At 60.9% G+C, this 16,490-nt stretch carries 21 protein-coding genes; 7 read left to right on the forward strand and 14 right to left on the reverse strand.

Annotated features, from left to right (window positions below; translation table 11 throughout):
* Positions 1-57: 57 nt before the first annotated feature.
* Both ACJ8HH_RS17370 and mutY read right to left on the reverse strand, forming a co-directional pair.
* The gene (locus ACJ8HH_RS17370; RefSeq protein ID WP_004937404.1) at positions 58-330 is read right to left on the reverse strand and encodes an oxidative damage protection protein; all 273 of its coding nucleotides are present in this window, start codon (positions 328-330) and stop codon (positions 58-60) included.
* Positions 327-1,427 (reverse strand): A/G-specific adenine glycosylase, encoded by a 1,101-nt coding sequence (gene mutY, locus ACJ8HH_RS17375; RefSeq protein ID WP_004937408.1) that lies wholly within the window; start codon positions 1,425-1,427, stop codon positions 327-329. Before mutY ends, ACJ8HH_RS17370 begins: the two co-directional genes overlap by 4 nt.
* Before the next feature lie 177 nt (positions 1,428-1,604).
* Between mutY and trmB the strand changes: the two genes are divergently transcribed.
* The 5 genes from trmB to ACJ8HH_RS17400 all read left to right on the forward strand — a co-directional run bounded on the left by trmB (position 1,605) and on the right by ACJ8HH_RS17400 (position 4,963).
* Positions 1,605-2,324: a tRNA (guanosine(46)-N7)-methyltransferase TrmB gene (gene trmB / locus ACJ8HH_RS17380; protein ID WP_004937410.1), complete on the forward strand. Its 720-nt coding sequence runs from the start codon at positions 1,605-1,607 to the stop codon at positions 2,322-2,324.
* Positions 2,324-2,650, forward strand: a complete 327-nt coding sequence (locus ACJ8HH_RS17385) for a YggL family protein (RefSeq protein WP_025304256.1) — start codon at positions 2,324-2,326, stop codon at positions 2,648-2,650. Before trmB ends, ACJ8HH_RS17385 begins: the two co-directional genes overlap by 1 nt.
* A 95-nt stretch (positions 2,651-2,745) precedes the next feature.
* Positions 2,746-3,669, forward strand: coding sequence for a glutaminase B (gene glsB / locus ACJ8HH_RS17390; RefSeq protein WP_060423083.1), 924 nt, complete (start codon positions 2,746-2,748; stop codon positions 3,667-3,669).
* A gap of 30 nt (positions 3,670-3,699) precedes the next feature.
* Positions 3,700-4,422 (forward strand): DUF2884 domain-containing protein, encoded by a 723-nt coding sequence (locus tag ACJ8HH_RS17395; protein ID WP_033635949.1) that lies wholly within the window; start codon positions 3,700-3,702, stop codon positions 4,420-4,422.
* Positions 4,423-4,522: 100 nt separating this feature from the next.
* Positions 4,523-4,963, forward strand: coding sequence for a DUF29 domain-containing protein (locus tag ACJ8HH_RS17400; protein ID WP_033649583.1), 441 nt, complete (start codon positions 4,523-4,525; stop codon positions 4,961-4,963).
* A gap of 37 nt (positions 4,964-5,000) precedes the next feature.
* On the opposite strand, the gene hemW is transcribed toward ACJ8HH_RS17400, so the two are convergent.
* From hemW to ACJ8HH_RS17430, 6 genes are read right to left on the reverse strand one after another with little or no spacing between them, the layout of a single operon-like run.
* Positions 5,001-6,143: a radical SAM family heme chaperone HemW gene (gene hemW / locus ACJ8HH_RS17405; RefSeq protein ID WP_033635947.1), complete on the reverse strand. Its 1,143-nt coding sequence runs from the start codon at positions 6,141-6,143 to the stop codon at positions 5,001-5,003.
* Entirely contained in the window at positions 6,136-6,729 is a 594-nt protein-coding gene (locus ACJ8HH_RS17410; RefSeq protein WP_033649584.1) for an XTP/dITP diphosphatase, read from the reverse strand. Before ACJ8HH_RS17410 ends, hemW begins: the two co-directional genes overlap by 8 nt.
* Positions 6,730-6,746: 17 nt before the next feature.
* Positions 6,747-7,037 (reverse strand): DUF167 family protein YggU, encoded by a 291-nt coding sequence (gene yggU / locus ACJ8HH_RS17415; RefSeq protein ID WP_033649585.1) that lies wholly within the window; start codon positions 7,035-7,037, stop codon positions 6,747-6,749.
* Complete coding sequence (locus ACJ8HH_RS17420) at positions 7,034-7,588, reverse strand: YggT family protein (RefSeq protein ID WP_033635944.1); 555 nt, start codon at positions 7,586-7,588, stop codon at positions 7,034-7,036. The genes yggU and ACJ8HH_RS17420 overlap by 4 nt, the downstream gene beginning before the upstream one ends.
* 31 nt (positions 7,589-7,619) lie before the next feature.
* The gene (gene proC, locus ACJ8HH_RS17425; protein ID WP_033649586.1) at positions 7,620-8,441 is read right to left on the reverse strand and encodes a pyrroline-5-carboxylate reductase; all 822 of its coding nucleotides are present in this window, start codon (positions 8,439-8,441) and stop codon (positions 7,620-7,622) included.
* Positions 8,442-8,460: 19 nt separating this feature from the next.
* Positions 8,461-9,168 (reverse strand): YggS family pyridoxal phosphate-dependent enzyme, encoded by a 708-nt coding sequence (locus ACJ8HH_RS17430; protein ID WP_033649587.1) that lies wholly within the window; start codon positions 9,166-9,168, stop codon positions 8,461-8,463.
* A 20-nt stretch (positions 9,169-9,188) separates the two neighbouring features.
* Here ACJ8HH_RS17430 and ACJ8HH_RS17435 point away from each other — a divergent pair, with 20 nt between their 5' ends.
* Positions 9,189-10,211, forward strand: coding sequence for a type IV pilus twitching motility protein PilT (locus ACJ8HH_RS17435; protein WP_033649588.1), 1,023 nt, complete (start codon positions 9,189-9,191; stop codon positions 10,209-10,211).
* On the opposite strand, the gene ruvX is transcribed toward ACJ8HH_RS17435, so the two are convergent.
* From ruvX to ACJ8HH_RS17465, 6 genes are all read right to left on the reverse strand, one after another.
* Positions 10,208-10,630 (reverse strand): Holliday junction resolvase RuvX, encoded by a 423-nt coding sequence (ruvX, locus tag ACJ8HH_RS17440; protein WP_015379046.1) that lies wholly within the window; start codon positions 10,628-10,630, stop codon positions 10,208-10,210. The two genes, ACJ8HH_RS17435 and ruvX, sit on opposite strands and share 4 nt — an antisense overlap.
* Complete coding sequence (locus ACJ8HH_RS17445; RefSeq protein ID WP_033635940.1) at positions 10,630-11,193, reverse strand: YqgE/AlgH family protein; 564 nt, start codon at positions 11,191-11,193, stop codon at positions 10,630-10,632. The genes ruvX and ACJ8HH_RS17445 overlap by 1 nt, the downstream gene beginning before the upstream one ends.
* 142 nt (positions 11,194-11,335) lie before the next feature.
* Positions 11,336-12,286, reverse strand: coding sequence for a glutathione synthase (gene gshB / locus ACJ8HH_RS17450; protein ID WP_033649589.1), 951 nt, complete (start codon positions 12,284-12,286; stop codon positions 11,336-11,338).
* Positions 12,287-12,296: 10 nt separating this feature from the next.
* Complete coding sequence (gene rsmE, locus ACJ8HH_RS17455; protein WP_033649590.1) at positions 12,297-13,028, reverse strand: 16S rRNA (uracil(1498)-N(3))-methyltransferase; 732 nt, start codon at positions 13,026-13,028, stop codon at positions 12,297-12,299.
* A 69-nt stretch (positions 13,029-13,097) separates the two neighbouring features.
* On the reverse strand, positions 13,098-13,793 hold the full coding sequence (endA, locus tag ACJ8HH_RS17460) for a deoxyribonuclease I (RefSeq protein ID WP_033649591.1): 696 nt from the start codon (positions 13,791-13,793) through the stop codon (positions 13,098-13,100).
* Between the two features lie 101 nt (positions 13,794-13,894).
* Positions 13,895-14,407: a SprT family zinc-dependent metalloprotease gene (locus tag ACJ8HH_RS17465; RefSeq protein ID WP_060451967.1), complete on the reverse strand. Its 513-nt coding sequence runs from the start codon at positions 14,405-14,407 to the stop codon at positions 13,895-13,897.
* A 349-nt stretch (positions 14,408-14,756) separates the two neighbouring features.
* Here ACJ8HH_RS17465 and fumA point away from each other — a divergent pair, with 349 nt between their 5' ends.
* The gene (gene fumA, locus ACJ8HH_RS17470) at positions 14,757-16,403 is read left to right on the forward strand and encodes a class I fumarate hydratase FumA (protein ID WP_033649593.1); all 1,647 of its coding nucleotides are present in this window, start codon (positions 14,757-14,759) and stop codon (positions 16,401-16,403) included.
* Positions 16,404-16,490: the final 87 nt, after the last annotated feature.

Raw genomic sequence — 16,490 nt, forward strand, 5'->3', positions numbered from 1 at the left:
GCCGTTTGGAAGAAGTATAAGAGGGTTGAAGCGGGCCAGCGCCTGGCCCCAACAGCGTTATTCGCTCGGCGGCGTATAGCCTTCGATGTGCACGTCGTGCCCTTCGAACAGGAACTTGATCATTTCCTCTTCCAGCAGCTTGCGGTCGTCCACGTTCATCATGTTCAGCTTCTTCTCGTTGATCAGCATGGTCTGCTTTTTCATCCACTCGCCCCAGGCTTCCTTGGAGATCTCGTTGTAGATGCGCTTGCCGACGTCGCCGGGATAAAGCTGGAAGTCCTGGCCTTCGGCGTCGCGCTGCAGGAAAGTACAAAAAATGGTGCGGCTCATGCTAATTCCTCATCGATGGCGCTATCGCCATATAAGTTTTGTTGGATCGGGGGCTGCTTCGCCAGCTGTTGCAACAAACGGTCTACCGGCGCCGCCAGCCCGACCGACGGCGGCTGCGCTAAGTTATACCAGAGACCCGCGCCCTCATCCATGCCGCTGCCCGCCGCGTCGAGCGACAGCCACATCGGCACGATATCGAGGTGGAAATGGCTGAACGTGTGGCGAAACGCGGTCAGCTGTTCCAGGCGCTTGCCTTTCAGACCGCGCTGCTGCAGCCAGAGTTCCAAATCAACGCGCGCGCTGAACTGCGGGAAGCAGAACAGGCCGCCCCACAGGCCTACCGCCGGGCGCTGTTCCAGCCACACCCGGTCGCCGTGCTGCAGCAATAAGAAGTAGGCGGTTTTTTCCGGCAGGGTCTGTTTGGGTTTCTTGCCGGGGTAGTTGGCCCAGCTGTGATTGGCGTAAGACAGGCAGCCGACGTTGAGCGGGCAGAGTTCACACTTGGGCTTGGAGCGGGTGCAGACCATGGCGCCCAGATCCATCATCGCCTGGTTGAACTGGCCGACGCCCTGCGCCGGGGTGACCTCTTCGCTGATTTTCCACAGCCGGTTTTCGACCTCTTTCTTGCCCGGCCAGCCCTCCACCGCGTAGCAGCGGGCCAGCACGCGCTTCACGTTGCCGTCGAGGATCGGATAGTGTTGGCCCAGCGCCAACGACAGCACCGCGCCGGCGGTAGAGCGGCCGACGCCCGGTAAATCGGCGATTTCTGCGAAGGTTGTCGGGAACTCGCCGCCGTGCTGTGCGACAATGGTCTGCGCCGCCTTGTGCAGGTTGCGGGCGCGGGCGTAATAGCCGAGGCCGGTCCACAGATGCAGCACTTCGTCCAGCGGGGCCTCCGCCAGCGCGCGCACGTTGGGAAAACGGGCCATAAAGCGCTGAAAATAAGGAATGACGGTGGCAACCTGGGTCTGTTGCAACATCACCTCGGAGAGCCATACTTGATAGGCGGTTTTCTCCAGCTGCCACGGCAGGGTCTTGCGGCCGTAGCGCTGATACCAGTCAAGCACCACCTGTGCGAATTGTTGTGCTTGCATCATGAGCAGCGTCGTTATCCGGCAGAAAATGAAGCGAGATTGCAGCATAGAGTCATGGTGCTGTAAACCGGAACTTTCCGACGCCGCACGGCGGGTACAGAAGATGAACACTTGCTAAACCAATGTATCTTTGCATAATGCGCGTTTCCCTAATTGGCAGCCAAACAGACAGAAAGCACTATGATTAATGACGTCATCTCCCCGGAATTTGATGAGAACGGCCGCGCGATGCGCCGTATCCGCAGTTTTGTCCGCCGCCAGGGGCGGCTGACCAAAGGCCAGCAGCACGCGCTGGAGAACTATTGGCCGGTGATGGGCGTGGAGTATCAGGCTGACGCTGTCGATCTCGCCGCGCTGTTCGGCCGCGAAGCGCCGACGGTGCTGGAGATCGGTTTTGGCATGGGCGCCTCGCTGGTGACCATGGCGGGCAACAACCCGCAGCAGAACTTTTTAGGGATTGAGGTGCACTCGCCGGGCGTGGGCGCCTGCCTGGCCGACGCCCACGAGGCGAAGCTGAGCAACCTGCGCGTGATGTGCCACGACGCGGTTGAGGTGCTGGAAAACATGATCCCGGACGGCTCGCTGGACATGGTGCAGCTGTTCTTCCCCGATCCGTGGCACAAGGCGCGCCACAACAAGCGCCGCATCGTGCAAACGCCGTTTGTCGAACTGGTGCTGCGCAAGCTGAAGACCGGCGGCGTCTTCCACATGGCCACCGATTGGCAACCTTATGCGGAACATATGTTAGAGGTTATGAACGGGGTCGCAGGCTACCGTAATCTTTCCAGCGATAATGATTACGTGCCGCGTCCGGATTCGCGCCCACTGACGAAATTTGAATTACGCGGCCAGCGCCTGGGACATGGCGTTTGGGACTTGATGTTTGAGAGGAAAGAATAATGGCTAAGAACCGCAGTCGTCGTTTACGTAAAAAGTTGCACATTGAAGAATTTCAGGAGTTGGGTTTTTCCGTAGCTTGGCGCTTCGCCGAAGGCACGTCGGTGGAAGACATCGACAGCACGCTGGATACCTTCATCGATGAAGTGATCGAGCCGAACGGCCTGGCGTTTGACGGCAGCGGCTACCTGCAGTGGGAAGGTCTGATCTGCCTGCAGAAGATCGGCCACTGCACCGACGAGCATCGCGAGCTGGTGAAAAACTGGCTGGAAGCGCGCAAACTGAGCGACGTTAAGGTCAGCGATCTGTTCGATATCTGGTGGGATTGATCGCGCTTGCCCGATGAGCGCGGCTTCGCGCCGCGCCGTTTTATTGATCTAAGGTGCCTTAACGGCGCCTTTGTTTTGCCCGGAGTGTGACCGAGGTGGTAACAACATTGGATAACGCGTTGCTGGAGGAGATCCTGCAACAGGTGCGCCCGCTGATTGGCCAGGGGAAAGTGGCCGACTACATCCCGGCGTTGGCGGAGGTGCCCGCCGATCGGCTGGCGATCGCCGTCTGCACGGTGGACGGCGAACTGTTCCAGGCCGGCGACGCCGCGGAGCGCTTCTCCATTCAGTCGATCTCCAAGGTGCTGAGCCTGACGCTGGCGTTGACGCGCTATCAGGAGCCTGAGATCTGGCGGCGCGTCGGCAAAGAGCCTTCCGGCCTGCCGTTCAATTCGCTGCTGCAGCTGGAGATGGAACAGGGCAAACCGCGCAATCCGTTTATCAACCCCGGCGCGCTGGTGGTGTGCGACATGCTGCAAACCCGGCTCAGCGCCCCCAAACAGCGGATGCTGGAGGTGGTGCGCCAGCTGGCCGGCGAAGACGACCTGGCCTATGACCTGCGGGTGGCGCGCTCCGAGTTCGAACACTCCGATCGCAATGCGGCCATCGCCTACCTGATGAAGTCGTTCGGCAACTTCGAGAACGACGTGATCACCGTCCTGCAAACCTATTTCCACTACTGCGCGCTGCGCATGAGCTGCGTGGAGCTGGCGCGCAGCTTCGTCTATCTGGCCAATCACGGCCGCGATCTCAACGGCGAGACGGTGATCAGCCCGCTGCAGGCCCGGCAGATCAATGCTCTGATGATGACCAGCGGGATGTACGACGGCGCCGGCGAATTCGCCTATCGGGTGGGGATGCCGGGCAAGTCCGGCGTGGGTGGCGGCATCGTGGCCATCGTACCGGATGAGTTGTCGATCGTCGTCTGGTCGCCGGAGCTGGATGCTTCCGGCAACTCGCTGGCGGGAACTGCGGCGCTGGAACTGTTGTCTCAACGTATCGGTCGTTCGATTTTTTAATCCCAATCTGGATGGGAGTCAGGAGAAGCTATGTTGAAGAAAACCGGGTTAGCCTTACTGCTGCTGGCGGCGACTGCCGCGCAGGCCCACGCCGAGTACCAATGCAGCGTTAAACCCCAGGATGATGTGATCATCAGCCCGCAGAGCGTGCAGGTGAAAGGCGCCAGCGGCGACCTGCAAATTTCGCCGGATGGCGACGTGATCCGCAACGGCCAGGCGCTGAGCCTGAACGACAGCCAGCGGCAGAAAGCCTTCAGCTACCAGAGCGCGCTGCGCAAGCAGCTGCCGTGGATCGACGACGGCGCGCAGCAGCACCTGGAGAAAGCCCGTTCGGCGCTGGATAAGGTGATCGTCAAAGAGCTGGGCAGCAACAGCAACGTGCGCAACCGGCTGACCACCCTGAACGGCCAGCTGAAACAGCAGATGAACCGCATCATTGAGCACCGCAGCGACGGCCTGACCTTCCACCACAAGGCGATTGACCAGGTGGAACAGGACGGCCGCAACATCGTGCAGCAAAGCATGGGCGGGGTGCTGCAGGACAGCCTGAACGAGATGGGCGTCAAACAGGCCGCCAACAGCGGCGGCAATCCGCTACAGGCGATCATGGGCAACCTGGGCGGCTTGCAGAAGGCGATCCAGAACGAATGGAACAACCAGGAGCAGGACTTCCAGAACTTCGGCCGCGACGTTTGCAACCGCGTCACCGCACTGGAAACCCAGCGCAAGGATCTGCTGAAGGCGTTGAAGTAAGTTAAGAATTTCCTCGGGAGAACGTTTTTTGACCTTCTGAAGCTTATCTGACAGGCTGGTCAAACTACGTACAGATTTAGGGATGTTTACGGAGGACGCTATGAGCCATACACGTTACGAAACCGATGTTGTCGCCTGGGCAAATGAACAGGCAGCTCTTTTGCGCTCCGGAAAATTGTCTGAGATCGATATTGAAAAGATCGCCGAGGAGATTGAGGACGTGGGGAAGAGCGAGCAAAGGGAAAGGGAACTTGCTAGCCGGATGACGGTGCTGATTGCACATTTGCTTAAATGGAAATATCAGCCGGCCAGGCGCGGAACCAGTTGGGAGAGAACGATTAAAGCGCAGCGCAAAGAGGTGCTTTACAGCTTGAAAGAGTCTCCCAGCCTAAAAGGCAAACTGGGCGATGCTGATTGGCTGGATGTCGTCTGGTCGAAGGCCGTTGCGCTCGCCACGGCCGAAATCGGGCTGGATGTGTATCCGGAAAACGGCATCTGGGAAACTCAGCAGATTCTGTCTCAGACGTTTTACCCGGATTAACGCCAATAAAAAAGCGCTGATTATTCAGCGCTTTTTTTTACTCGTCGTCCGCGAGAAACAGTTCCAGCAGCGAGTTGAGGAACAGTTTGCCCTTCTCGGTGATCTGCCAGTGCTCCGCGGTTTCTTCCAGATAGCCTTTGGCCAGCGCTTCGTCCAGCTGTGGGCGAATGACGCTTTCCGCCAGCCCGGTGTAGTTGACGAAGTCGGCGCGCGGCGCGGCTTCCAGCAGGCGGAAGCGGTTCATGAAGAATTCGAACGGCCGATCCGCCGCCGCCACCTCATGCTGCTTGTCCATGTAGTCGCCGCGCATAAAGCCGCGCGGGTGCTTGGTCTTGGCGGTGCGCAGGATGCGCCCGTCGCTGAAGGTCACCTTGCCGTGCGCGCCGCAGCCGATCCCCAGATAGTCGCCGAAGCGCCAGTAGTTGAGGTTGTGCTGGCATTGGTAGCCCGGTTTGGCGTAGGCCGAGGTTTCATACTGCTGATAGCCGGCGGCGCTCAGCAACTGGTGGCCGCGTTCGAAGATATCCCACAGCGCGTCGTCGTCCGGCAATACCGGCGGGCGCGAGCTGAACAGGGTGTTCGGCTCGATGGTCAGCTGATACCACGACAGGTGCGGCGGATTGAGGGCGATAGCCTGGCGCAGATCGTCCAGCGCCTCTTCCAGCGACTGATCCGGCAGGCCGTGCATCAGATCGAGGTTGAAGCTGCGCAGGCCGAGGCCGGTCGCCAGCGTCGCCGCGCGCTTGGCCTCTTCCGGGCCGTGGATGCGCCCCAGGCGGGTCAGCTTCTCGGCGCTGAAGCTTTGCACCCCGATGGAGATGCGGTTGACGCCGGCGCGCTGGTAGCCACTGAAGCGATCGGCCTCCACGGTGCCGGGGTTGGCCTCCATGGTGATTTCGGCGTCGTCGGCGACGCGTATGCGCGCCCGCACGCCGTCCAGCAAGGCTTGCATCGCCTCGGCGCTCAGCAGGCTGGGGGTGCCGCCGCCGATGAAGATGGTGCTTATCTCCCGGCCGCCGGCCAGCGGCAGGTCGGCATCCAGATCCGCCAACAGATGATCGACATACTCCTGATGCGGCACGTCACCCTTCAGCGCATGGGAGTTGAAGTCGCAGTACGGGCATTTCTGCACGCACCACGGGATGTGGATGTAGAGACTCAGCGGGGGCAGCTTAAGCATTGCGCATGGCTTCCAACATCAGCTTCAACGCCTTGCCGCGGTGCGAAATCGCCCGCTTCTCGTCGCGGCTCAGCTCGGCGGCGGTGCGGCCCAGCTCCGGCACATAGAAGACAGGATCGTAACCGAAACCGCCTTCGCCGGCGGCCTGCTCGGTGATTTCGCCGGCCCAGCTGCCGTGGAACACCAGCGGCGTCGGATCTTGCGCATGGCGCAGATAGACCAGCACGCAGTGGAATTGCGCGCCGCGCCGGCCTGGCGCCACGTCTTTCAGCGCCGCCAGCAGCTTGTCGAGGTTCTGCCGATCGTTGGCGTCTTCACCGGCGTAGCGCGCGGAGTAGATGCCCGGCGCGCCTCCCAGCGCGTCTACCGCCAGGCCGGAGTCGTCGGCGATCGCCGGCAGGCCGGTGACCTGTGCCGCATGGCGCGCTTTCAGGATGGCGTTTTCGATAAACGTCAGCCCGGTCTCTTCGGCGGATTCCACGCCCAGATCGGTTTGCGCGACCACGTCCAGGCCGAAATCGGCCAACAGGTCGGCGAGTTCGCGCACTTTGCCCGGGTTACCGGTGGCAAGAACGACTTTTTGCATAATGACTACCTTGAAAATTATTCGATGAGCGCCGCGACCACGGCGGGGATCTGTTGCGGATTCACGATGCGTAACTGTTTATGCCGCCCCAGTTCGCCTTTCTCGATGGTGACGCTGCTTTTCGCCACTTTGAACTGCTTGGCGATAAACTTGATCAGATGGGCGTTGGCTTGGCCGTCGACCGGCGGGGCGGTGATGGCGACTTTCAGTTCGTCGCCATGCAAGCCGATAATTTGGTCGCGGCTGGCTTTCGGCTGAATATATAGCCTGATCGCCAGCCCGTCCAGCACCGGAGTGACTGCACTCACAGCAGGAACCAGATCTCGCCGAACAGATCCATGCCCAGGTAGTTGATCAGATAGAGGATCAGGATCACCACCATGGCGGAAAAGTCGATGCCGCCCATCGCCGGGATGATGCGACGGATCGGCGCCATCAAGGGTTCGGTGAGCTGGTACATTACATAGTCGATGGGGCTGCGGCCCTGACTGATCCAGCTCATCAGCGCACGAATGATCATCACCCAGAAGATCAGGTAGCCGGCAGACTTCACCAGCGAGATCAGGCCGAACAGCAGGTTATAGGGGCTGAGCGACATCGCGCCGCCCTGGATCAGCAGCAGCAGCGGGTACTTGATGGTCATCAGCAGGAACGCCAGCAGCAGCGAAGCGCTGTCGATGGGCCCCAGCGACGGGATGATGCGGCGCAGCGGGCCGACCACCGGCTGGGTGATCTTCACCACAAACTGCGAGAACGGGTTGTAAAAATCGGTGCGTGTCCATTGCATCCAAATGCGCAGCAACAGCACCATCACGTACAGATCAATAACGGTCTTGACCAGGAAAGTCAGCGTTAGCATGAAGTGGTCCTTCTCCTTAACTCATGGTTATTTAAAATAATTTTTCCATCTCTTGCGCGCGGGAAACGGCGGCCTGCATCGCTTGCGCCACGGTTTCCGGCAGCTGGCGTTCATTGAACACTCGCAGCGCTTCGGCGGTGGTGCCGCCTTTGGAGGTCACCTGCTCGCGCAGCGTGCCCAGCGGCGTATCCGGGTTGGCTTCCACCAGCGCGGCGGCGCCGGAAGCGGCCTGCTGCACCAGATCGCGCGCGGTCTGGCTGTCGAAGCCCATACGTTCGGCCTCTTGTTGCATCGCCTCCATAAACAGGAAGAAATAGGCCGGGGCGCTGCCCGCGGCGGCGATCACGCCGTTGATGCCATTTTCGTCATCGACCCAGCAAACTTTACCGACCGACGCCATTAAATCGCCGGTGTAGTCGCGATCCTGCTGGCTGACCTGCGCCGGCGCGTACAACCCGCTCATGCCCTTGCCGACCAACGACGGGGTGTTGGGCATGATGCGCACGATGTCCAGCTTGTCGCCGAGCAGCTGATAGAAACGGTTGACCTGAATACCGGCGGCGATCGACAGCACCAGTTTGCCGCTGAAATCGACCTGCTCGCGCAGCGGTTGGCAAACGTCGGCCATCATCTGCGGTTTGACCGCCAGCACCACTACTTCGGCCGCGCGCGCGCAGGCGACGTTGTCGCCGCTGCTGACGATGCCATAGTCCGCCGCCAGCGCATCGCGGTTTTTCGCCGAAGGGGCGCAGACGCTGATGGATTTGGCCGGATAGCCGCCCGCCACCAGGCCGGCGATGATTGCACGCGCCATGTTGCCGGCGCCGATAAAGGTAATCTTGCGATGTTGCATCAAATCCCTCGTCTGTTTGTCAGGCCTGCGAGTAGTCGCGGGCGCCAAAAATTGCGGTGCCGATGCGCACCAGGGTGCTGCCTGCGGCAATCGCTGCCGCCATATCGTCCGTCATGCCCATAGATAGCGTATCGGCCTGCGGATAACGCTGACGCAGGGCGAGAAAGGCGTCGTTCATCTGGTTGAATACCGCCAGCTGCCGCTGATAATCCGCTTCTGGCGCCGGGATGGCCATCAGGCCGCGCAGCGTCAGGTTCGGCAGCGCGGCGATCGCTTCGGCCAGCGCTGGCAGTTCGCTTAACGCGATGCCGGATTTGCTTTGCTCGTCGCTGATGTTGATTTGAATCAGCACGTTGAGCGGCGGCATGCCGGCCGGGCGCTGATCGCTCAGGCGCTGGGCGATGCGCAGCCGATCTACGGTATGGCACCAGGCGAAGTGTTCCGCCACCAGCCGACTCTTATTGGATTGCAGCGGGCCGATAAAGTGCCACACCAGCTCGCCGCCCTGCGGCGACTCGGCGAAATGCCGGATCTTGTCTACCCCTTCCTGCACGTAGTTCTCGCCGAAGGCGCGCTGGCCGGCGGCGATGGCTTCTTCGATCGCCGCCACAGGTTTGGTTTTGCTGACTGCAAGCAGGGCAACTTCTTCTGGCGCCCGCGCGCAGTTTTGCGCGGCGGCCGCGATGCGGTTTCTGACATCCTGCAGGTTCTGTTGGATAGTGCTCATTATTGACCCGGGAGAGTGATATGGATATCGATGAATTCGTGGCCCTTAGTGTAAAGCATAATGCTTCCGATCTGCACCTTTGTGCCGGCCATCCGCCGATGTTGCGCATCGACGGTGAACTGCAGCCGCTGGCGGCGGCGCCAACGCTGACGGCGCAAGGCGTGCAGGCCCTCTGCGACGGATTGCTGAATGCGCAGCAGCGCGAGAGCCTGCGGCGGCTGGGGCAGGTCGATCTGGCGTTGCACCGGCCGGGCGGGGAACGGCTGCGGGCCAACGTTTTTCAGCAAAGCGCAGGGATGTCTCTCGCGTTGCGGCGCATCGCCGGGCAGGCGCCCTCGCTTGCCGAGCTGGCGGTGCCGGCCATCGTCCCGGCGCTGCTGCGGCGCGACGACGGGCTTCTCCTAGTCACCGGCGCCACCGGCAGCGGCAAGTCCACCACGCTGGCGGCGATGATCGACGAGATCAACCGGCACCAGCCGCGGCACATTTTGACGCTGGAGGATCCGATCGAATTCCTGCACCGCAGCCGGCGTTCGCTGATCCAGCAGCGGGAGATCGGCCGCGACAGTCAAAGCTTCGATGCGGCGTTGCGCGCCGCGCTGCGCGAAGATCCGGATGTGATCCTGCTGGGCGAACTGCGCGATATTGCCACCATTCGGCTGGCGCTCACCGCGGCGGAGACCGGGCATCTGGTGCTGGCGACGCTGCACACCCGCAGCGCGCCGCAGGCGGTGGAACGGCTGGTGGACGTGTTTCCGGCGGAAGAGAAACCCTATGTGCGCGCCCAGCTGGCTGGCAGCCTGCAAGCGGTGATCGCGCAAAAGCTGATGAGGCGGCTCGGCGGTGGGCGAGTGGCGATCTTTGAGGTGCTGACGGCGACGGCGGCGGTCAGCAACCTGATCCGCGAAGGGAAAACCCATCAGTTGGCGAGCGTGTTGCAAACCGGCGCGCAGTCCGGCATGCAAACCTTTGAGCAAGGTTTGCAGCAGCGGATCGACGCCGGCGTGTTGGGGGAGAGTGCGGGGGAGGGAACGGAGGGTTAACCCAGCTGCCGTTCGAACCAGCTTTCGAGGATCACCACCGCAGAGGCGGAATCCACGCTGCCTTTGTCGAGCGCGCGGAAGCCGCCGCGATCGAACAGGTTGGCGCGCGCTTCCACGGTGCTCAGGCGCTCGTCATGCAGATCGATTTGGATGCCGAAGCGGCCGTGCAGGCGGTTGGCGAACTTGCGCGCCTGGGCGGTCACGGGTTGTTCGGTGCCGTCCATGTTCAGCGGCAGGCCGACCACCACCAGATCCGGCTGCCACTCCTTCAGCAGCTTTTCGATTTTCAGCCAGTCCGGCGAGCCGTCCTGCGCTTTGAAGGCCGGCAGGGCGCGGGCGCTGCCGGTCAACTCCTGGCCGACGGCCGCGCCGATGCTTTTGGTGCCGAAGTCGAAGGCGATAATGGTGCGGTTGCTCATCAGGCGTGTCCTGCGTGGTTGGCGATGCTGCGAATGTCGATACCCAGAAGGTTCCCCGCTTCGCGCCAACGGCTGGCGATCGGCGTGCGGAACAGAATGTCGGTGTTGGCCTCGATGGTCAGCCAGGCGTTCTCCAACACCTCCTGCTCCAACTGGCCCTTTTCCCATCCGGCATAACCCAGCGCCACCAGCACGTCGTCCGGTTGTTCCGGGGTGCCGAGCGTTTCCAGCACGTCTTTCGAGGTGGTGATCATGGTGTTGGGGGAGATTTGAATGCTGGCGCCGAAGCCGTGGCGCGGCGTATGCAGGATAAACCCGCGATCGTCCGCCAGTGGGCCGCCGGCGAACACCGGCTTGTCCAGGCTGATGGCCGGATCGCGCGCAGGCGGCATGATCTTCAGCTTGCTCAATACCGTGGCTACCGTGAACTGCTCCACCGGTTTATTGATCACCAAACCCATGGCGCCTTCTTCGTTGTGCTCGCAGACGTAAATCACCGAGCGCTTGAAGCGAGGATCCTGCAGGGTGGGCATGGCGATCAGAAAATGGTGCTGTAAATTCATGGCGTTAGTATAAGGTAATCAATGGGTGAGAAAATAAACAGCCGCCAGTATGCGGCTATACCCGGCGCCTTTCAAGCCGCGAAAAGGCGGCTTTGGCGGGCGCGATGCAGGATAGCGGGCGGCAGGCCGCCCGCATGGCGCATTACTTCGCCGCCAGGCGCTTTTCAATCGCGTCCATCAGCATGCCGGTAATCGAGATCGGGAATGCCGCCTCAATTTCGCGCGCGCAGGTTGGGCTGGTCACGTTGATTTCGGTCAGGCGATCGCCGATCACGTCCAGGCCGACGAAGATCAGCCCTTTCTCTTTCAGCGTCGGGGCGACGGTGCGGGCGATTTTCCAGTCGCTCTCGCTCAGCGGGCGCGCTTCGCCACGGCCGCCGGCCGCCAGGTTGCCGCGGGTCTCACCCTGCGCCGGAATGCGCGCCAGGCAGTAAGGCACCGGCTCGCCGTCGACGACCAAGATGCGTTTGTCGCCGTCCTTGATCGCCGGCAGGAAGTTCTGCGCCATGCAGAAACGGCTGCCGTGTTCGGTCAGGGTTTCGATGATCACCGACAGGTTGGGATCGTCCTGCTTCACGCGGAAGATAGACGCGCCGCCCATGCCGTCCAGCGGCTTCAGGATGATGTCGCCGTGCTGCTGGTGGAATTTGCGGATGTGCGCGGCGCCACGGCTGACCAGCGTGTCCGGCGTCAGCTCAGGGAACCAGGCGGTGAACAGCTTCTCGTTGCAGTCGCGCAGGCTTTGCGGCTTGTTGACCACCAGCGTGCCTTTGACCTCGGCGCGCTCCAGAATGTAGGTCGCGTAGATGTATTCGGTATCGAACGGCGGATCCTTGCGCATCAGGATCACGTCCAGATCGTGCAGCGCCAGATCCTGCTCGCTGCCGAAGCTGAACCAGTTCTCCTTGTCTTCCTTCACGCTCAGCAGGCGAGTGCGGGCGCGCCCGTCACCGGCGTGCAGATAGAGATCGTTCATCTCCATGTAGTGCAATTCGTAACCGCGGCGCTGCGCTTCGAGCAGCATGGCGAAGCTGGTGTCTTTCTTGATGTTGATGGAATCGATAGGATCCATCACGATGCCGAGCTTAATCATCTTTTCTCCTTTAACCCAGGTCGCCGAAGCGGACCTGCAGAGCGGTAATGGCGGTGAGCGCTGTGGTTTCGGTACGCAGCACGCGTGGCCCCAACAGAATATCAGTAAATCCGTGGCCGGTGGTCATGGCGATTTCGTCGGCGGACAAACCGCCTTCCGGGCCGATCAGCAGGCGGACGCGGTCTACCGGCTGTGGCAGGGTGTTGATGCTGTGGCTGGCGCGCGGATGCAGGTTGAGCTTCAGGCTGCCGTCTTGTTCGGCGCACCAGGCTTCCAGCGACATCGCCTCGCGGATTTCGGGAATGCGGTTGCGGCCGCACTGTTCGCAGGCGGCGATGGCGATCTTTTGCCATTGCTGGATTTTCTTCGCCAGACGCTCGCCGTCCAGTTTGACGCCGCAGCGCTCGGAAAACAGTGGGGTAATGACGTTGACGCCCAGCTCGATGGATTTCTGGATGGTGAACTCCATCTTCTCGCCGCGCGAGATCACCTGGCCCAGATGCAGGTTGAGCGGCGATTCGATGTCGTCCACGCGGCCGTCGCTGAGGCGCACCAGCACGCTCTTTTTGTCCACCCGGACTATCTCGGCGTCGAACACCTGGTTGCTGCCGTCGAACAGCTGCAGCGCCTGGCCGGCGCTCATGCGCAGCACGCGGCCGACGTGGTTGGCGGCGTCCTCGCTGAGGGCGATCTCCGCCCGATCGGTCAACGGCTGCGGATGGTAAATGCGGGGTATGCGCATGGGTAGTCTGATCCTGACGAAACGGCGCCGTGGGTTGGCGGCGCCATGAAAGATAAAGGCTATAGTAGGTTAGCTTTTCCGCTGCTGACAAGCCTGTTGAATATAGGGGTTGTGGTTGCCCTGCACCTTGGCGATACGTGCTTCACGCTGACATTCCCATTGGCTCACCGGATATTGCCGGTTCCACACCTCGAACAGCTGGGTTTGCTGGCGTGACAGCCGCAGCTGGTAGCGATCGCGCATGTAGAAGTAGGTGCGGGCGATGGCGCCGCGGGCGCGGGCGGGCGGCTCCGCCTGTTTATTCTTGAAGTCCACCTTCATCGGGCATTGCCCGTACTGGCCGGCGCCGCCGTTCCATTGGCTGTACATGAAATTATTGCGGTCGCCGTTCACTTCGCCGATCGCCGGCTGCAGGTTGTGCAGATCGGTTTCTATCTGGCGATAGGTGGCGTCCTTGTTGCAGTTTTTGCGCCCGCCGTCCTGCCAGCACTGCAGCTGGTGGCCGAACTGCCAGGCCGGCACCACGTGTTCCCACTCGATGCGCTGCGCGCGCTGGGCGTTTTTACGCACCTGATAGCCGCAGCCGGCGAGATCCGGGATGCCCTTCTTGCCTTGCCAATCAATGCGGCAGCCGCAGTAAAAGCTGCCCGGCGCATCCTGGTTAATCTTGGCCGCCGCCGCCTTGGCCTGAGAAAAATTATTGATGCCGTGCGCCTGTACGGCGCCTGCGGCGAAAACCGCGATAAACAAAATTCTGCGAAGCATATTCCAAAACAGCTCAAAATTGGAAAAGCAGGCAGGGTAACGGAACTTGCCGGCAGTGGCAAATGGCGATATTTGCTTGTTTTAACGTATAAATCGTTTAACTAAAGGTTCTCGCTAGCGAGAAATTTCAGTTTTTCGCCGCACCGGCGGCAGCGGTATTCGCTTTCGCCGCGCAGCACGCGATTATGGCGGCGGATGGTGAGCTGGTGCTGCCCGCAGCCGCAGCGATAGGGGAAGGTTTTGCTTTGCACCGAGGCGGTTTCGAAGCGGTGGGTGCGGCTGGCGGGGGTCAGCAGCACGTTTTCCATCATCCAGCGCCATTCGCGGCCGTGCGGCGCCACCCGGCCGAATTGGCGAAACACCAGCAGGTGCGCCAACTCGTGCGGCACCACTTCATCGATAAACGGCTGTTGGTTTTCCAGCAGCAGCACCGGATTCAGGCGGATTTCCCAGCTTTGCAGCCAGGCGGTGCCCGCGCTGGTGCCGCGTTGCTGATAGACGATGCTGGGTTCGGGGAACTCGACGGCAAAATGCCGGCGGGCCAGCTGCAGCTTTTCTCGCAGGCATCGCATTACCGCTTGTTGCAGCGCGATGGGGATTCTCGGTTTGTTCATTGCGGCCTAGCTTAAGCAATGGCGCGGCGGCTGACAATACGCCCCGCGTAAATCGCATCCGGCGCTTTTTCGCCACATTGATAAGACGATCGCCAGCGATGGATTGTAATCAATGTGTTAACTGCGGGATAATAAAGCGTGCATGATGAGCCTGTACCCGCAGTTCTCACCGAGCAAGGTTGAAACGCCGCCTGTGGTAATCCCTTACGCAAAGAGCGGTTATTTTGCGATTTGGCGCAATAACTGACTGATTAAAAATACGTAAGGTGGAGGCAGTTTTTTGACAAGGCGCCGAGCCGTGCGCCGCAAGTGTGAATTTAACGCAGCTGATGTTGCAAGTGAGAGATCAATGTCGAATAAACCGTTCCACTATCAAGATCCGTTCCCGCTGAAGAAAGACGATACCGAATACTACCTGCTGAGCCGCGACCACGTTTCCGTGAGCGAATTTGAAGGCCAGGAAATTCTGAAAGTTGCCCCTGAAGCGTTAACCCTGCTTGCCCAGCATGCGTTCCACGACGCCTCGTTCATGCTGCGCCCGGCGCACCAGCAGCAGGTGGCCGATATCCTCAAAGATCCGGACGCCAGCGAAAACGACAAGTACGTTGCGCTGCAATTTCTGCGTAACTCAGAAATCGCCGCCAAGGGTATTTTACCGACCTGCCAGGACACCGGCACGGCGATCATCGTCGGCAAAAAGGGCCAGCGCGTCTGGACCGGCGGCGGCGATGAAGCCGCGCTGTCGCGCGGGGTGTACAACACCTACATCCAAGAGAATTTGCGCTATTCGCAGAACGCCGCGCTGGATATGTACAAAGAGGTCAACACCGGCAGCAACCTGCCGGCGCAGATCGATCTCTACAGCGTGGACGGTGAAGAGTATAAGTTCCTGTGCATCGCCAAGGGAGGCGGTTCCGCCAACAAAACCTATCTGTATCAGGAAACCAAGGCGCTGCTGTCGCCGGGCAAACTGAAAAATTACCTGGTCGACAAGATGCGCACGCTGGGCACCGCGGCTTGCCCGCCGTACCACGTGGCGTTCGTCATCGGCGGCACCTCGGCGGAAGCGACGCTGAAAACCGTCAAGCTGGCTTCGACCAAGTATTACGATGGTCTGCCGACCGAAGGCAACGAGCATGGCCAGGCGTTCCGCGATCTGGAACTTGAAGCGGAATTGCTGCAAGAAGCGCAGAACCTGGGTTTGGGCGCGCAGTTCGGCGGCAAATACTTCGCGCACGATATCCGAGTGGTGCGCCTGCCGCGCCACGGCGCGTCGTGCCCGGTCGGCATGGGCGTCTCCTGCTCGGCGGATCGCAACATCAAAGGCAAAATCAACCGCGACGGTATCTGGCTGGAAAAACTGGAGCACAATCCGGGGAAATTCATTCCTCAGGAGCTGCGCCAGGCCGGGGAGGGCGAGGCGATCAAGGTCGATCTCAACCGTCCGATGGCCGAGATCCTCAAACAGCTGTCGCAGTACCCGGTTTCCACCCGCCTGTCGCTGAGCGGCACCATCATCGTCGGCCGCGATATCGCGCACGCCAAGCTGAAAGAACGCCTGGATCGCGGTGAAGGCCTGCCGCAGTACGTCAAGGATCACCCGATCTACTACGCCGGCCCGGCCAAAACGCCGGAAGGCTACGCGTCCGGTTCGTTGGGGCCAACCACCGCCGGGCGTATGGACTCCTACGTCGATCTGCTGCAATCCCACGGCGGCAGCATGATCATGCTGGCGAAAGGCAACCGCAGCCAGCAGGTAACGGATGCCTGCCACAAGCACGGCGGTTTCTATCTCGGCAGCATCGGCGGCCCGGCGGCGGTGCTGGCGCAGCAGAGCATCAAGAGCCTGGAGTGCGTGGAGTACCCTGAGCTGGGCATGGAAGCGATCTGGAAAATCGAGGTGGAAGATTTCCCGGCGTTTATCCTGGTGGATGACAAAGGCAATGACTTCTTCCAGAAGATCCAGGCCGGTCAGTGCTCCAGCTGCCTGAAATAAGCGCGGCCCCCTTCGCCGCCTGCGGGCGGTGAAGGGGATTGTGTAAAGTCCTGTAGCCTGCTGGACGGCGAGTTTTAACCTGTATAC

It is taken from the genome of Serratia sp. CY32780, from assembly GCF_052169135.1.
GTDB classification, from domain to species: domain Bacteria; phylum Pseudomonadota; class Gammaproteobacteria; order Enterobacterales; family Enterobacteriaceae; genus Serratia; species Serratia sarumanii.

Bases quoted from the DNA above. Each gene is read 5' to 3' on its own strand.
- ACJ8HH_RS17370 (WP_004937404.1), bottom strand. From the start codon at position 330: ATGAGCCGCACCATTTTTTGTACTTTCCTGCAGCGCGACGCCGAAGGC.
- mutY (WP_004937408.1), bottom strand. From the start codon at position 1,427: ATGATGCAAGCACAACAATTCGCACAGGTGGTGCTTGACTGGTATCAG.
- trmB (WP_004937410.1), top strand. From the start codon at position 1,605: ATGATTAATGACGTCATCTCCCCGGAATTTGATGAGAACGGCCGCGCG.
- ACJ8HH_RS17385 (WP_025304256.1), top strand. From the start codon at position 2,324: ATGGCTAAGAACCGCAGTCGTCGTTTACGTAAAAAGTTGCACATTGAA.
- ACJ8HH_RS17395 (WP_033635949.1), top strand. From the start codon at position 3,700: ATGTTGAAGAAAACCGGGTTAGCCTTACTGCTGCTGGCGGCGACTGCC.
- ACJ8HH_RS17400 (WP_033649583.1), top strand. From the start codon at position 4,523: ATGAGCCATACACGTTACGAAACCGATGTTGTCGCCTGGGCAAATGAA.
- hemW (WP_033635947.1), bottom strand. From the start codon at position 6,143: ATGCTTAAGCTGCCCCCGCTGAGTCTCTACATCCACATCCCGTGGTGC.
- ACJ8HH_RS17410 (WP_033649584.1), bottom strand. From the start codon at position 6,729: ATGCAAAAAGTCGTTCTTGCCACCGGTAACCCGGGCAAAGTGCGCGAA.
- ACJ8HH_RS17420 (WP_033635944.1), bottom strand. From the start codon at position 7,588: ATGCTAACGCTGACTTTCCTGGTCAAGACCGTTATTGATCTGTACGTG.
- proC (WP_033649586.1), bottom strand. From the start codon at position 8,441: ATGCAACATCGCAAGATTACCTTTATCGGCGCCGGCAACATGGCGCGT.
- ACJ8HH_RS17430 (WP_033649587.1), bottom strand. From the start codon at position 9,168: ATGAGCACTATCCAACAGAACCTGCAGGATGTCAGAAACCGCATCGCG.
- ACJ8HH_RS17435 (WP_033649588.1), top strand. From the start codon at position 9,189: ATGGATATCGATGAATTCGTGGCCCTTAGTGTAAAGCATAATGCTTCC.
- ruvX (WP_015379046.1), bottom strand. From the start codon at position 10,630: ATGAGCAACCGCACCATTATCGCCTTCGACTTCGGCACCAAAAGCATC.
- ACJ8HH_RS17445 (WP_033635940.1), bottom strand. From the start codon at position 11,193: ATGAATTTACAGCACCATTTTCTGATCGCCATGCCCACCCTGCAGGAT.
- gshB (WP_033649589.1), bottom strand. From the start codon at position 12,286: ATGATTAAGCTCGGCATCGTGATGGATCCTATCGATTCCATCAACATC.
- rsmE (WP_033649590.1), bottom strand. From the start codon at position 13,028: ATGCGCATACCCCGCATTTACCATCCGCAGCCGTTGACCGATCGGGCG.
- endA (WP_033649591.1), bottom strand. From the start codon at position 13,793: ATGCTTCGCAGAATTTTGTTTATCGCGGTTTTCGCCGCAGGCGCCGTA.
- ACJ8HH_RS17465 (WP_060451967.1), bottom strand. From the start codon at position 14,407: ATGAACAAACCGAGAATCCCCATCGCGCTGCAACAAGCGGTAATGCGA.
- fumA (WP_033649593.1), top strand. From the start codon at position 14,757: ATGTCGAATAAACCGTTCCACTATCAAGATCCGTTCCCGCTGAAGAAA.